The 15,470-nt window shown below is 45.2% G+C and carries 13 protein-coding genes; 9 read left to right on the top strand and 4 right to left on the bottom strand.

What is annotated here, in order from left to right:
- The first annotated feature begins 207 nt into the window (after window positions 1–207).
- Window positions 208–3,711, top strand: coding sequence for a DUF6359 domain-containing protein (locus D2910_RS02330; RefSeq protein ID WP_377280296.1), 3,504 nt, complete (start codon window positions 208–210; stop codon window positions 3,709–3,711).
- A gap of 67 nt (window positions 3,712–3,778) precedes the next feature.
- Here the strand turns inward: D2910_RS02330 and D2910_RS02325 are convergent, their stop codons facing one another.
- Window positions 3,779–4,768, bottom strand: a complete 990-nt coding sequence (locus tag D2910_RS02325) for a two pore domain potassium channel family protein (RefSeq protein ID WP_117312275.1) — start codon at window positions 4,766–4,768, stop codon at window positions 3,779–3,781.
- 164 nt (window positions 4,769–4,932) lie between these two features.
- Here D2910_RS02325 and D2910_RS02320 point away from each other — a divergent pair, with 164 nt between their 5' ends.
- From D2910_RS02320 to asnB, 5 genes are all read left to right on the top strand, one after another.
- Complete coding sequence (locus D2910_RS02320; RefSeq protein ID WP_165850126.1) at window positions 4,933–5,628, top strand: SGNH/GDSL hydrolase family protein; 696 nt, start codon at window positions 4,933–4,935, stop codon at window positions 5,626–5,628.
- A 130-nt stretch (window positions 5,629–5,758) separates the two neighbouring features.
- Window positions 5,759–6,289: a divergent PAP2 family protein gene (locus D2910_RS02315; protein ID WP_084245817.1), complete on the top strand. Its 531-nt coding sequence runs from the start codon at window positions 5,759–5,761 to the stop codon at window positions 6,287–6,289.
- A 115-nt stretch (window positions 6,290–6,404) separates the two neighbouring features.
- On the top strand, window positions 6,405–7,385 hold the full coding sequence (locus D2910_RS02310; RefSeq protein ID WP_117312273.1) for a LacI family DNA-binding transcriptional regulator: 981 nt from the start codon (window positions 6,405–6,407) through the stop codon (window positions 7,383–7,385).
- Between the two features lie 101 nt (window positions 7,386–7,486).
- Window positions 7,487–8,434, top strand: a complete 948-nt coding sequence (locus D2910_RS02305; protein WP_117312272.1) for an MBL fold metallo-hydrolase — start codon at window positions 7,487–7,489, stop codon at window positions 8,432–8,434.
- 306 nt (window positions 8,435–8,740) lie between these two features.
- Window positions 8,741–10,615: an asparagine synthase (glutamine-hydrolyzing) gene (gene asnB, locus D2910_RS02300; RefSeq protein WP_117312271.1), complete on the top strand. Its 1,875-nt coding sequence runs from the start codon at window positions 8,741–8,743 to the stop codon at window positions 10,613–10,615.
- A gap of 46 nt (window positions 10,616–10,661) precedes the next feature.
- Here asnB and D2910_RS02295 read toward each other — a convergent pair whose 3' ends face one another.
- Window positions 10,662–11,498, bottom strand: coding sequence for an NAD(P)H-hydrate dehydratase (locus D2910_RS02295; RefSeq protein ID WP_117312270.1), 837 nt, complete (start codon window positions 11,496–11,498; stop codon window positions 10,662–10,664).
- Between the two features lie 137 nt (window positions 11,499–11,635).
- On the opposite strand from D2910_RS02295, the gene D2910_RS16805 reads away from it, so the two are divergent.
- From D2910_RS16805 to D2910_RS02285, 3 genes are all read left to right on the top strand, one after another.
- The gene (locus tag D2910_RS16805; RefSeq protein ID WP_165850125.1) at window positions 11,636–11,788 is read left to right on the top strand and encodes a hypothetical protein; all 153 of its coding nucleotides are present in this window, start codon (window positions 11,636–11,638) and stop codon (window positions 11,786–11,788) included.
- A gap of 251 nt (window positions 11,789–12,039) precedes the next feature.
- Window positions 12,040–12,429 carry a nuclear transport factor 2 family protein gene (locus D2910_RS02290; RefSeq protein ID WP_165850124.1) on the top strand — a complete coding sequence of 130 codons (390 nt, stop codon included), beginning with the start codon at window positions 12,040–12,042 and terminating at the stop codon, window positions 12,427–12,429.
- A gap of 427 nt (window positions 12,430–12,856) precedes the next feature.
- The gene (locus D2910_RS02285; protein WP_117312268.1) at window positions 12,857–13,252 is read left to right on the top strand and encodes an NUDIX hydrolase; all 396 of its coding nucleotides are present in this window, start codon (window positions 12,857–12,859) and stop codon (window positions 13,250–13,252) included.
- Between the two features lie 80 nt (window positions 13,253–13,332).
- Here D2910_RS02285 and ptsP read toward each other — a convergent pair whose 3' ends face one another.
- Together ptsP and D2910_RS02275 are read right to left on the bottom strand one after the other, a co-directional pair.
- Window positions 13,333–15,051, bottom strand: coding sequence for a phosphoenolpyruvate--protein phosphotransferase (gene ptsP, locus D2910_RS02280; RefSeq protein WP_117312267.1), 1,719 nt, complete (start codon window positions 15,049–15,051; stop codon window positions 13,333–13,335).
- Complete coding sequence (locus D2910_RS02275) at window positions 15,048–15,317, bottom strand: phosphocarrier protein HPr (protein WP_084245833.1); 270 nt, start codon at window positions 15,315–15,317, stop codon at window positions 15,048–15,050. Before D2910_RS02275 ends, ptsP begins: the two co-directional genes overlap by 4 nt.
- Window positions 15,318–15,470 lie beyond the last annotated feature (153 nt).

Below are 15,470 nucleotides of genomic sequence, written 5' to 3'. Positions count from 1 at the left end.
TTGTGATTTTTCCAGTATTGGTGGAATGGTCCAGGGGGCATAGTGAGATAAAATTAACAGATAAATAGGAAAATAAAATCAATACCTCTCTATACATCTTTTGAATCATAGGACTATCGGGTAAATTTATTATAATATTACATAATTTTAACAAAGTGTATATTTTCTTCTTGTATAATTATGCCGTACGCAAATTCAAAAGAGGGAGTGAATAGTTTGACGAAAAGCGCATTAGGGAAGCTTTTTCTAAGTCTTTTATTGGTGCTGTCAGCAGCTTTGCCGTATATGGCGACTGCAAATGCAGCAGATCCCATCTCGGTGGCGGACGCGATCGCGAATAACTCTGGAACGGCCACAGTTAATGGGTATATTGTGGGCACAGCCAATAGTGGGAGCAGTTATGACCAGGAAGCACCTTTTTCAAGTGCAACCAATTTAGGACTGGCAGATTCACCGGATGAAACAGACCCGGCTAAAATACTGCCGGTGCAATTACCGACCGGTTCTGTAAGAGCAGGTTTAAATTTGGTCGATAACCCGACCAACTTCAAAGCGGAAGTGAACATTACCGGAACATTAAGTGCATATTTCAGCGTTCCAGGTTTACGCTCGACAACATCTTTTGAAATCCTGTCTGAAGGCGAAGCTCCACCAGAACCGACTGTTGTAAATTCATTGGCTGAAGCCCGCACAATGCCTGGTGAATTGATCCAGGTGGAAGCGACAGTTACTACAGGTACCGGTTTCTGGGGCGGCAACGCGTTCTATGTCCAGGACGAAACAGCTGGACTTTATGTTTACACGAACAGCGCGACAGCAGCGCCTGGCGATATCGTCCGTTTGACTGGCTCAGTGTCAGAATACAGCGGGGAGCTGCAATTGCAGCCGAACACGGTAGAGGTGCTGTCATCGAACAACGAACTTCCTGCTTTGCAAACGATTACACCTGCAGGAGTGAACGAAGAAACGCAAGGTGAGCGCGTTGAGTTGCAGAATGTAACGATTACAGGTCTGCAAGCGGTCAATGATTACGGTACTTTCGAGTTTTCTGCAGTGGCGGAAAACGGGGAATCTGTAATTATCCGAAACGACAACCGCAACGGCGTGACTTTTGAGCAATTCACACAGCGTTACCAGGAAGGTGACCTGATCCATGTGACAGGAATCGCTTCTAAATACAATGATACTTATCAGGTGAAGACATTAGGTTTCGAGAGCTTCGACTTAGTCAACAAACCGGCTGTCTATGCGGATGTTTTCCCGGGCATCGTGTCTGAAGGCACAGAGATCACGCTTCAGTCAGGCTGGGAAAACGCAACGATCTATTACACGCTTGACGGCTCAGATCCAACAGCCGCCAGCACAGAATACACAGCGCCGATCGTATTGACGGAAGATACAGTCATCAAAGCGATTGCTTCAGCTGACGAAACATCGGAAGTCTTTTCATTCGAATATACGGTTTTGAAAACGGAAGATCTGCGCATCCGTGATATTCAAGGGCAAGGCCATTATTCAAATTACGAAGACGTAGCAGTCAATGAAATCACCGGCGTTATTACACATTTCTACAACGGTGCGAATTTTGTCATCCAGGACTTGGATGACGATGGCGACTGGACGACTTCAGAAGCGATTATCGTAAACAGATCCAGTGCAAGCACCTCATTTGCAGTTGGTGATCTCGTGACAGTAGCGGGGACTGTGGAAGAATGGTTCTATAAAGGCTATTCGGATATGCGGGATAACGACCTGCCGCTGACACGCATCCGTTCGACGGAAGTAGTGAAAAACGGTACGGCTGATCTGCCGGAACCGCTTGTCATCGGAGAAGATGTCTTCCCTCCGACTCAAAATATTGAAAATGACGGATTGACTTCGTTCGATCCGGAAGAAGACGGCATCGATTTCTGGGAATCACTTGAATTGATGCGTGTAGGTGTGGCTGACGCACAAATCGTTGGACCACAGGATTACGGCGAAGTATTCGTCGTATCCAAGAATGCAACAAACAATGATTTCCATAAACAAGGCGGCATTTTGCTTGCGGAAGATGATTATAATCCGGAACGCATCACTGTAACGACGGGTGAAAATGTCATCGCCAAAGCTGGCGACACCTTTGCGGAAATGCCGGTTGGCGTACTTGGCTTCGGCTTCGGCAATTACCAGATTTGGACAAATGAAAATGAAGTTCCGGCAATAGTGGACGGCGGAACAACGCCGGAAGAGACGTGGATCCAAAACGCGGAAGACGAGTTGACGGTGGCAGCCTATAATGTGGAGAACTTCTCTGCAGACCCAAGCCACACTTCTGACGCGAAAGCTCAGCGCATTGCCGAATCATTTGTGAACGATTTAAATTCACCGGATATTATCGTCATGGTGGAAGTACAGGACAGCGACGGTCCGACGGCATCCGGCAACAGCGATGCAACTGCAAGTTATGAACGCTTGATCGCTGATATCGAAGCTGCTGGCGGTCCAACTTATGCATGGACGGATATTGCGCCTGAATACAATCAGGACGGAGGACAGCCTGGCGGAAATATTCGCGTCGGTTACCTTTACAACCCGGAACGCGTAACACTTTCAGAAGGAACAAAAGGAACTGCGACACAGGATACGGAATGGGTGGACGGTGAATTGTCATTGAATCCAGGCCGCATTCAGCCGATCCCGATGCCGAATACACGCAAACCGATTGCCGCACAATTCGAATTCCAGGGTGAGCAGGTTGTTGTAATCGGCGCACACTTAAATTCAAAAGGCGGAGACGAGCCATTATTCGGCCAAAACCAGCCGCCATTCCTTGGTTCTGAAGAAGAACGCATTGAACTGGCGAAAGCCATCAACGGCTTCATCCAGGAAGGACTTGAACAAGATCCGGACCTGAATGTCATCGTTGCGGGTGATATGAATGATTTTGAATTCACACCAGCAATGGAAGCATTAAAAGGTGATATTTTAACTAATAAAGTGGAAGATGTTCCACTCGAAGACCGTTTCTCTTACTATTATCAGGGCAATTCCCAGGTTCTTGATCACCTGCTGGTGACGAACAACCTGGCGAATCGCACAGAACTGGATATGGTTCATATCAACGCCATGTTCATGGAAGAACATGGACGCGCATCTGACCACGATCCATTGCTTGCACAGATTGATTTCTCAAAACCGGCAGTGCCGGGCGAACAGGAAGCGGATCCTGATTATTCAGGAGATGTGGCTGTTATCACAGCAGGCGAATTTGACGAAGAAGGCAAACTGACAATCGAATTTACTGAAGGCACCGTCGAAGAATTGCTGGCGAGCGGAAAAGATCTGTTGATCGATCTTCCGGCAGCGGATATCACTTTCACGGCTGAAAACCTTCAGCAATTGGCGGATGCTGCAGGACAAAGCTTCAACCTGGAACTGGCTGTCGACGACGAAGAAACGGTGGACAAACGTCCAGCGTTGACGCAGCAACTTGACATCGCAGTTACAGATCCGGAAGGCAATGAAATCGATGTAGATTTCAACTCTGACTTCACTTTGGCTTTTGATACTGACAGCGGCGTAAAAATCCAGTTCGGCGCACGTGAAGATGCGAAAGGCAAATGGAAAATCATCCAGGGCGAACTGGATGGCGATACCTTCACTTTGAGCGTAAACGAATTCGGCAACTATACGGTGGTAACAAATAAGGGACAGGCGAAAAAACAGTAAGTGAATAAAAATAAGCGGCTCTTCAAGGTGGAAATAACCACTTTGCAGAGCCGCTTTTTAAGTTGCTTTATTCCGGCCATTTTCGGCCATTGTCACGCAAACTTCCTAATAATGCTTTCCGGCGTTCAGATGACTCTTCGAGTGACTGCAGGAAATCGTCTGTCTGGACAACTGGCAGCCCTCTCTCTCTCATCGTATCCAGGTCCGGTGGCGGGGGAGCTATTTCTGCCGGACTGATATAACCGCTGCGCAATGTTGTGATGTAACTGTCGATTGTCGATCTGGCTTCATGGACGAGCAGCTGATTCGGCCCGTGGCCATTCCTTAAACCGAATTTGAAGACAGTCAAAACTTCATCCAATGTAGCGACCGACACGGCGAGTTCCTCATCGCGTTTGCTTGAGTGGTAATAATGCAGGATAGGATACGCATTATGCATTGATGTCAATGTGCTTAGTTGGGAGGAAAAGGTGTTGAGTAACAGATCAATGTTATGAAAATTTTCGCCATTCCACGAGTTCGTTACAATCTCCGTTACATTTTGTCCCATTCCACGCACACTTTCAGCGAAAGCCCTTTTTTGGGTAACCGCATCGAGTACCGATAAGATATAGGTAACGCCAAGTGTGATAAATACAAGGCCGCTTGCAGCTGTCAGGACAGCCAGGATCTGCCATAAGCCCTCTTTCATGATGTAATCCCCTACACCGAGTGTAAAAAGGAGGTAACCGGTGACATACCACCGTTCCGCCCAGCTGATGGGATTATTATCATTTGTATCAATGAATGAAGCAGAATCTCCAGCAAAAAGCAATGTCCACCCGGTCCAAAACAACAGGATCCAAGTCAACAGCGTCGCTACAAGAATTATAGGGCCGGCCATGCTGATGATAAAGGATTTCCCTCCGCTCAGCCAACGAATGCCCAGCCAACAAAGCAGCGAAATCCTTTTTGTGATAGGTCCCGCTCCGCCGTCGGGCCATAAAGTCGTCCATGCAAAATCGATAATGCCCGCAAGTATCAGGATAATGCCTAAAATAGCATAGATTTCAGTCATTGTCAGCCTCCTTTAAAAAGTGCTTGATTGAGTACATATTAAAATGATAAGTGAAATTACTTGCCTTGTATAATCATAAGTCTGATAAGAGGTGAAACATTTGATAAAATAATGTTATAATGATATAATTATGATAATGGATGATTGAAAGGGAGGTGCTTAGATTGAAGAATAAATCGCTGACGGGCGCCCTTTTAACAAAAGCGCCTTTAAATAAAATCAAAAAACACAAAAAGGAATATTCAATCGATACAATTGTCATCATCGGTGACTCTGTCGCATACGGATATGGAACAAAAGAAGGGATCTCGAGGTATCTGAAAACGAGTTTTCCGGGAAGCCGAGTCATCAACCTGGGCATCAATGGGCTGACGAGTGACGGACTTGGAGCAAAATTGAAATCCGGCTCATGGGATCTCCAGATAGCTTCCGCTGACCTGGTGCTGATCAATATCGGCGGCAATGACCTGCTGCAGGGATTCCGAAAACTGGGAACTGCCGGGTTGGTCCGTAATTTTAAAGCAATCCGCGTTAATTACCGGAAAAATCTGCTTGAAATGTATGCCAAGCTTCGTGAGTTGAATCCGGAAATGCTGATCGTTCAGAACGATTTGTATAATTCCATGAAAAAAGAGCATCAGTACTGGGGATTGACAAAACTTCTCTACAGACGCTGGAACCGCGCTATCGGAGAACGGGGCGTCATCATATCGAAGACGGATAAGATGGGGAAAAACCCAGGGATCTGGTTGGACGGTATCCATCCCAATGAGGAAGGCTATAAATTGATGCATGAACTGCTGATCGATACATTAAGCTCGACGGGGATTGTCCTGGCTCAACATTCCAACAAAAAATAGCCTGCAAAAAAGAAGCGTCGATCAGCTTCTTTTTTTATGCCTGAAATTTTCCGGTTATCAGTTTATATTTTAGGGTATTGGTCTTTATACAGCATTTTTGCTGCAGTATCCAAAGCAGGAGGCGGATTGTATGAACCGTGGAGTAATCACATCATTATCAGCGATAGGCATCGCTCAAGCATTAAAAATTGTAACAAATAAAAAATTGACGGGTGAATGGCATCTGAAACACGCGTTTACAACCGGAGGCATGCCAAGCTCCCACTCAGCAGGTGTATCTGCTCTGGCTACATATGTGGCCGCCAACAAAGGGACGCGCCATACTGAAACCGCACTTGCTATTGTATTCGGCACAATCGTCATGTACGATGCACAAGGCATCAGAAGACATACCGGTGAAATTGCACAGCTGGTCAATGACCTTGAAGACAGCCTTATCTCATTGAAAGGCGATTTCCCAAGCCTTGAATTGATTAAGCGAGAAGAAGAATTGAAGGAACTATTAGGCCATCAGCCAATTGAAGTTTTCGCTGGGGCAATGTTCGGTGTCGTGCTGGGACTCATTTCAGCGAAGTTTGAAAACGATGCGATTGACCGTAAACGGGCCAAAAAGCTACCCGTTCCCGGTGGTATAGACCGTTATCGTTATGCTTCGCAATAAAGACTAACCAAAGCCCTTTCCAGGTATATATCTTGGAAAGGGCTTATTTTATGGATTTCGTTGATTATGAATACGTATACATATATACTTTAAATTAAGAAAAGGGGGAGGACAGATGGTCTCTTCAATCGATGTCGCCAAGCTCGCTGGTGTATCACAAGCAACTGTTTCCAGAGTTTTGAATGATCCTGATAAAGTGAATAAGCCGACGCTTGATAAAGTGAACGCCGCGATACGGCAGTTGAATTACCGTCCAAATGCCGCAGCCCGTTCATTGATCAGCAGAAAAAGCGGAGTGATCGCAATAGTAAGCGGTCCGCTCGATAATCCGGACAATGCTGAATTCACAAATGAAACAATAAAACGCATCCAGGAAAGAGGTTTCATTGCAGAGATCCATTTACAGGATTCCTCAAACCCTGAATCGGTTCTCCTATCAGTTCAAAATACGCAGGCGGAAGGTATAATCCTGGGTTCTATTGTCATTGATGAAATTGCGATAGCCAAATTGAAGAAAACAGGGATACCCTTGATGTTTTTCGATATGGAGCCAGCTGCAAATGAGCATACCGTTTCTTTGGACAACCGCTTGGCAGGTGCTGCAGCAGCTGAATATATCAGTTCACTGAACCATAGCAATGTTGGCTGGCTCGGAGGAGAACCATCAGAGTCGCATCTTCAGCTTCGATATCAAGGATTCCAGGAATGCGCAAAAGCGAACAACATGAATATTTTGCGTGCCATGGCAGCCATCGATGATTTGGATGCACCTTTATCAGCAATGCTGGCAAGAAAGGAAAGACCGACGGCCATTATAGCAGCAACGGATATGATCGCATACCGCGCTATGGATTTTTTGGTGGATTATGGCTATAGGATACCTGACGATATCTCATTGTTGGGTATCGGTAATGCACCTTTATCTGCCATGTCTTACATGAACTTGAGCAGTATCGGTATATCTGGAGACAGGGATATTTACAGTGATGGTGTGGACCGGCTGGTCAAAGCGATAGAAGAAGGTAGTGCGAATAAATCCGTTGAAATGAAATATGCACCTGTGTTATTTGAACGGAATTCGACCCGTAAAATATAATTTTATCAGTATGTATACGTATTCATATACTCAGCCGATATGAACTGAATTTATTGACCGAATATTTGTTATACTTATCTTTAATAAAAGGAGGGTTATTCATGAGCATAAAAGATCCAAAAGTTTTAACAGAACGTATTTCATTGATTGATGGTTTTGATATGAATATCTCGGAACGAACAGGTACATACGTAATCAACGAAGATAAGCTCACATTAATAGAAACCGGCCCAAGTCCATCAGTTCCCTATATAAAAGAAGGGCTAAAAAAACTGGGCTATTCTTTAGATCAAGTCAAATATGTCATTGTGACTCATATTCATCTCGACCATGCTGGCGGAGCAGGGCTGCTGCTGCGGGATTGTCCGAATGCGAAACTTGTGGTGCATCCGAAAGGAGCAAGGCATCTTACAGACCCATCACGTTTGGTGGCGGGAGCTAAATTGGTCTATGGGGACAGATTTGAAAGTTTGTTCGAGCCGGTGCTGCCTGTACCGGAAGAGAAATTGCTGATAAAAGGGGAAGGCGATGAGCTGGAAATAGGACCGGATTGCAAGCTTGTATTCTGGAATTCGCCAGGACATGCAAATCATCATTTAGCCATCCTGGACCCTGTCAGCAAAGGCATATTCACGGGTGATACTGCCGGAATACATTATAAGCAGCTGGCGAAGGAGAATATCGAATTTCATTTGCCTTCGACTTCTCCTAATCAATTCGATCCGGATCTCATGCGCGAATCGATTTTAAGAATGAAAGAAGAAGGGTTCATCCGTGCATTTTATGGACATTACGGGATGACTGAAAATCCGGAAGCGGCTTTTAACCAGACGCTCGAATGGCTGGATGTTTTTATGGAAGAAGCGGAAGCAGCCGTAAAGGCACAAGAAACATATATCGAGCTGGCAGCGCGGCTCAAAAAACAGGTCACTAAAAGATTACGTTCTTTGGGTATCAGTGATGACCATGAGGTCTATATGCTCATCGAACTTGATTTGATGGTCGGTTCAATGGGGTTAATGGATTATCTGAGCAAAAGAGATGGCTGATGACAAACTGGTGAAGAAGAGCGGAGCTCTTGTTCACCAGTTTTTTATGTTACCGGCCGATTCAAAGTGAAGAAGCGTTGGATCAGGAACTTAGAAGAGGAAAAAACGTCAAATTCAAAGGGGATATTTAAAATTAGTATTTTGTTAAATACATACATTTATATGTATTTAATTTCTTACGGTTTTTGATTTTAAAATTTTTATACAAAATTTATCACATATAGATTCTTTTTTAGGGTTTCATGTGATTTAATGAATGAGGAAACAAGGATAGCATTATGATTAAATTTGGAAAAGAGGCTTCATATGTGCGGATTTACAGGATTTATAGGTAATACAGAAAATGCCGGATCTATATTGAATAAAATGATGGACCGGATCATACATAGAGGACCGGATTCAGCCGGTGAATTTTTGGAAGGGGAAGCAGCTTTGGGTTTCCGCAGATTGAGCATCATCGATCTTGAAAGCGGCAGCCAGCCTTTCCATAATGAAGACAATACGCTTGTCTCCATGGTCAACGGCGAAATTTATAACTTCCAGGAACTGCGTGAAGAGCTGATCGGAAAAGGGCATGACTTCACGACCCATTCGGATTGTGAAGTCATCATCCACGGTTACGAAGAATACGGCACGGCGATTTTCAGCCGGCTTCGCGGCATGTTCGCTTGTGCCATCTGGGACCGCCAGGAAAAGAAATTGGTTGTTGCCAGAGACATGTTCGGCATCAAGCCGTTATATTATGCGAACATGAACGGCGTTTTGCTGTTCGGCTCCGAAATCAAAAGTTTCCTTCCGCATCCGGCATTCAAAAAAGAAGTGAACCGGGATGCGTTGAAACCTTATTTGACATTCCAGTATTCTGTTATGGACGAGACTTTCTTCAAAGGCGTTTTCAAGCTGCCTGCAGCCCATTTTATGGTGTATAAGGAAGGCCAGGTGTCACTCGAGCGTTACTGGGAACCTTCTTTTGATGTAAACGAGAAACCTTTGGAAGAAACAGTGGAAGAAATCGACAGCGTGATTCGCGAATCTATCCAGGCTCACCGGATCAGTGATGTAAAAGTCGGTTCATTCCTGTCCAGTGGAGTGGATTCCAGTTATGTGGCTTCTGTCCTTAAACCGGACAAAACATTCACAGTCGGTTTCAGTGATAAGAACTTTTCGGAAATCGACAATGCACAAATCTTATCTGATGAACTGGAAATCCAGAATATCAATGAAGTCCTTAATTCGGATGAATGTTTCAGCGAGCTGGAGCAAATCCAGTATTTAATGGATGAACCGCATTCCAATCCGTCGATTGTGCCATTGTATTTCCTGGCTCAACTTGCGAAAAAAGATGTTACAGTCGTTTTGTCGGGTGAAGGAGCGGATGAATTATTCGGTGGTTACGATGATTATGATGTTCGCCCGAATCTGAAGAAATACAGAAAGCTGCCAGCTGGCTTGCGTTCGGCCGTCGGTTCTGCAGCAGCAAAACTGCCGGAGATGCGCGGCAAGCAATTTTTGATCCAAGGCGGCCTGCCGGTAGAGAAGTGGTTTATCGGCCAAGCCAACGTATTCCCTGAACACGAAGCGGCTCGTATGCTTAAGCCCGCTTACCAGACTGGCCCCACGGTAGCTGAAATCGTGCAGCCCGTTTATGACCGTGTCAAAGGAAAAGATGATTTGACGAAAATGCAGTATCTTGATTTGAATCTTTGGCTTGTAGGGGATATCCTGTTGAAAGCCGACAAGATGAGCATGGCTCATTCCCTTGAATTGCGTGTGCCTTTCCTGGATAAAAAAGTGATGGAGACAGCATCCCGATTGCCTGCCCATTACCGCATTGGCGCGAATGACACCAAATATGCGATGCGGCTCGCGGCTCGCCGGGCACTTCCGGAAGTTTCAGCCAATCGCAAAAAGATGGGCTTCCCTGTGCCGATCCGTAATTGGATGCGTGAAGATAAATTCTATCAGCAGATCAAGTCCTATTTCACTTCGGACGAAGCGGCAGAATTCTTCAATCAGAACGAGCTCCTTGCTCTTTTGGATGAGCATTACACGAATAAAGCAAATAATGCCCGTAAAATCTGGACCATTTTTATGTTCCTTGTTTGGCATAGACGTTATTTCGTTTCAGAACAGCCAGACGCAGTTCAAGTTCAATTAGGCGAAGAATCCGCATTGGTATAAAACAAAAAGGGGTTATCAGATATTCATCTGATAACCCCTTTTTTTATCATTCATATGACTTCATGACTGTTGGCAGAAGCTCCGTCAGCTCGTGGGCAAGCAACGTATGCGCGGAGCGGGTTGTGACCCATTCATCTGCGCACGCCCCGTGGAGATGGACAGCATTCAGAACCGCGTGCCGCCAGTTATCATGGCAGCAGAGCATGCCAAGCAGCATGCCGGTCAGTGTATCGCCGGTGCCGCCTTTTGCAAGTGCGCTGTTGCCGGTCGGATTCAAATAAATTTCGCCGTCCGGAAATGCGATCACAGTATTATGACCTTTCAGAATGATGGTGACGCCTAACCTGGCAGCCCAATTTGCGGCATGATGAGCGTGCTTGTGTTGAAGTTCTTCTGGCGGAACTCCTGTGATCCGTGAAAATTCACCCGGGTGCGGTGTCAATATGACGGGAGCTTCAGTTTTGCCATATGCTCTCTCAGACAGGGCACCGGCATCCAGCACAAGTGGTTTTCCGACTCGGAGCAGGTGCCCGACTGCAGCTTCAGTTCTTTGATCCGGGAGCATCCCTGGACCGATTGCAATAGCTTTATAAGAGTCCAGGTCAAGGTCAGGATCGTTAATGCGCTCCATCAATTCGGGCTCGAAAGTCGCTTCCGGCACATGGGAAGCGATTGGTGCTATGGATTCCCTGGCTGTCGCCACCACCAATTTACCAAGCCCGCTGCGCATCGCTGCAGCAGACGCTAGGATTGCAGCGCCAGGCATTCCTGAACTGCCGGCAATCAATAGAGCGGTCCCATATGTACCTTTATGGCTTTCCGGGTGGCGATGGGGTAAGTGCCTTCTGACAAGATCTTTTGACCAAACAGGGATGTTATCCATTCAGTTCATCCTTCCTCTTTGCTATATAGAAGAAATAGCCTTATTAAAGGCGTATTAAACAAAGCAAGCTGACTGAACTGCTTGAAAAATAATGGAACGGGTAAAGGACAATAAACTTTAACAAAGGAGTGAACCGAATGCCTGATAAAAAAGAGCAGCAAAATAACGGAGAAGATAGGGAAGAACGTTTTACTGGAACGCCTGAAGAACAATTACCGGATCTGGAAGCAGAAGATATACAGAATCAGCAGAAAGGACGCACTGAAAAAGAAGAGGAATCAGATAAATGAGAAGATAACCGCAACAAACCGCTCCCATTAGAGGGAGCGGTTTGTTGTATATCGGGAAACATAAATATTTATCACTCAATATGGACATTTATGGAACTTGCTGTATTTATTTAAATGTGTTTTTGATGTAAAATTAGAATGTGTTTAAATGTCAGAAATATTTGAATATTAAAGGAGGATGATAAGAAGTATAATTTTTTTCAAATGCTAAAATGCCAACCGTCACCAGAAACTATTCGGAGGCGATCCAGATGGAAGAGAAGGCGAAAGCAGATTTTTTCCGTAAATTCAATGCCGCTTTTTTTAATGGAGATCAGGAATTCATTAATAACCATGTCACGGAAAATGTGACCTGGTCGATTGTCGGTGCAGAACCTGTTAAAGGGAAGCAGGGGCTATTGGACGCTGCTTTCGGTGTAGCAGACTTCAGTAATATGGAATACGAGATTGAATCGGTTATTTGCAGCCAGGGCGAAGCTGCTGTTAAAGGGGTCAGCCGCCGTAATGATGATGAAGGGAATGTCCGCAATTTCTGCTATTGTGATATGTATACATTGGAGGGTGAACATTCTGAAAAAGTGAAAAGCATCATTACATTCGTGATTGAACTGGAACCCAAGCATCAAGCAAATAGTTATTGAAAAGTTTTTATTTAAACAGATAAAAGTGATGGAAATAAGAAATTAGCCTGTCTGCCTCTGCACTTGTCTATGGTAAACTGAAAGATGCAATCGAATAGGGAACTCAAGGGTGGTTGGCCATCCCCGGAAGAAAGGGGGTGGTGCATATGACGGTTTATGAAGCATTGATGTTTGCAGTAACTTTCGCAAGCCTGATGCTGATGATTTCGTCTAAAGACCAAAAAAAATAACCCGCCCTTGAGTTGGTAGCTCTGCGGGTTATCCTTATTAAGTAACCTAATGGCTGATCTCCCTTGTTGGGACCTGTCGATTGCTTGCTGTCCGGTGTTGACGCACCGGGCGGCTTTTTCTTATACATACTATTATATACCCAGCAGCTTGAATTTCAAGCAAATCGGCTGAAATTACTGAAAGGCGGGTTCAGGTCATGAGAAATCGGGCTGGTGTGATTATAATCGAAAATAATCGATTGGCATTGATTGAAAGAATTCGGAACGGATATACCTATTACGTCTTTCCAGGCGGCGGCATCGAAGCAAAAGAAACGCCTGCAGAAGCTGCCAAACGGGAAGCTTTGGAGGAACTGGGCCTGGAAGTGGAAATTGGTGAATGCATTTTCAGGCTGTCAGGCACGGTGGAGGAATGCTATTTTCTGGCTGCAGTTACAGGCGGGAAGTTCGGAACAGGCGCCGGCATGGAATTTACAGAACGCGACCCGGAGCGGGGAAGCTATAAAGCTGTATGGGTGGATAGGGATACGCTGCCGTCGATTACACTGTATCCAAAAGAATTGGCTGCAAAATTGTGCCAACGTACAGAATAACCCCTTGGACAAGGAAAACCTTGTCCAAGGGGTTATTTTTTATTGCTGTGATTTCCATCGGAAAATTAAACCTTTAAAACTTATTTGTCCATTAATTGCGCTACATAATTCTTCACATCTTCAGCAGTAGCCAATGCCAAAATGGTATCTGTGTGGTTCTCCATTTCAGCTTTCGACAAGCTGGCGATCATGGAGCGGGTTTTTAATATGGATGATGCACTCATTGAAAACTCATCGAGACCGAGTCCGAGCAAAATGGGAACAGCCATTTCTTCACCAGCCATCTCTCCGCACATGCCAGCCCATTTGCCTTCTTTATGGGCTGCATCAATAACCATCTTGACCATTCGCAGAATTGCCGGGTTAAATGGCTGGTATAGATGTGAGACGTTCTCATTCATGCGGTCGGCAGCCATCGTGTACTGGATCAGATCATTGGTGCCGATGGAGAAGAAGTCGACTTCCTTAGCGAAAAGGTCAGCCATTACCGCTGTGGAAGGGATTTCGACCATTATGCCGACTTCGATATCCTTGTTGAAAGCAATGTTTTCAGCAGCAAGCTTCTCTTGTTCTTCCAACAGCAATTGCTTGGCCTGCCTGAATTCATCAAGAGTAGCGATCATCGGAAACATGATCTTCAAATTGCCGTGGACACTTGAACGAAGCAAAGCCCGCAGCTGTGTCCTGAACATATCCGGCATTTCAAGGCAAAGGCGAATGGCGCGAAGGCCAAGAAATGGGTTCAGTTCTTTCGGCAAATCCAAATAAGAAAGTTCTTTGTCCCCGCCGATGTCCAAGGTACGGACAACAGTGGGTTTTGTTCCCATTGCCTTCAGTACTTCAGAATAGATTTCATATTGCTGTTCTTCAGTCGGGAAACTGTCTCTGCCCATATACAAAAATTCGGTGCGGAACAGCCCGATTGCTTCCGCGCCGTTTTCAAGCGCGGATTTCACGTCTTTCGGTGAACCGATATTCGCCGCCAGTTCCACTTTAGAGCCGTCTGAGGAAACAGAGGGTGCGTCTTTCAGACCGGCCAGAACTGTTTTTTGATGTTCATACTCTTCTTTGCGCTTTTTATACGATTCGATTTGCTCTCCGGTGGGATCTGCAATAATCTTCCCTTCGATACCGTCTATTATCAGCAACGTCTCATCGGCCAGGCTCTCCATCAATTTTTTGACTCCGACAACTGCCGGAATTTCCAATGTTCTTGCCAAAATTGCTGAGTGTGATGTCCTGCCGCCTATTTCAGTCAAAAAGCCCTGGATGAATTCAGGATTGAACTGGACTGTGTCTGATGGCGTAAGATCCTCCGCCAACAGGATCACTTTTTCTGAGATCAACCCTGGGTTTGGAAACTTCACTCCCAGTAAATGTGCCAAAACACGGTTTCGGACATCTTTGATATCCGCTGCCCGTTCTTTCATATAGTCATTGTCCATCGAAGCGAAAATATTCATGAACATTTCCGATACTTCATGCAGGGCAGTCTCAGCATTGACCCGGTCCGTTTCAATTTTCTCAGTGATCGGCCCAATCAGTTCCGGATCACTTAACACCATGAGATGGGCACCGAAAATCGCTGCTTCTTTAGGGCCGATCTGCGTTTCTGCCTGTTCTTTGATGAGTTCCAGCTCTTTTGAAGAAACAGCTATCGCTGTCTGGAACCGCTCGATTTCAAGTGCCGGATCATCAATTGTGTTTCTGTCAAATTCCAGAGAAGGGCTTTCGAGCCGGTATGTCTTTGCTATGGCAATTCCGTCAGAAGCCGCAATTCCATATAATTCCGTTGTCATTGGTTTGATATCCCTTCAGCTTTCATCGCTTCTTCGATTTTAGCCATCGCTTCTGCTTCGTCTTCACCGTCCGCTGAAATTGTAACAACCGAGCCTGATGAAATGCCGAGGGACATGACACCTAATATTGATTTCAAGTTTACTTTCTTGCCTTTGAATTCCAATTGGATATCAGATTTGAATTTGCTCACTGTACCAACCAGCGCAGATGCAGGGCGCGCATGCATACCCGCTTCGTCTGTAATGGTGAATTGTTTTTCAGTCATTTAAATTCCTCCTAAATATAATTATAAGTTCATTTTCAATAGTATAAACCACTGTATATCAAAGAACCAATGATAGAAAATGAACGTTTTTGATTGCTTATGAATGATTATGATTGATTTTGGAAGCGATTTCAAGTAATATCTACTTAAAAT

Source organism: Planomicrobium okeanokoites (assembly GCF_003428875.1).
Lineage (GTDB): Bacteria > Bacillota > Bacilli > Bacillales_A > Planococcaceae > Planococcus > Planococcus okeanokoites.
This window is presented reverse-complemented; position numbering and strand designations above follow the sequence as displayed.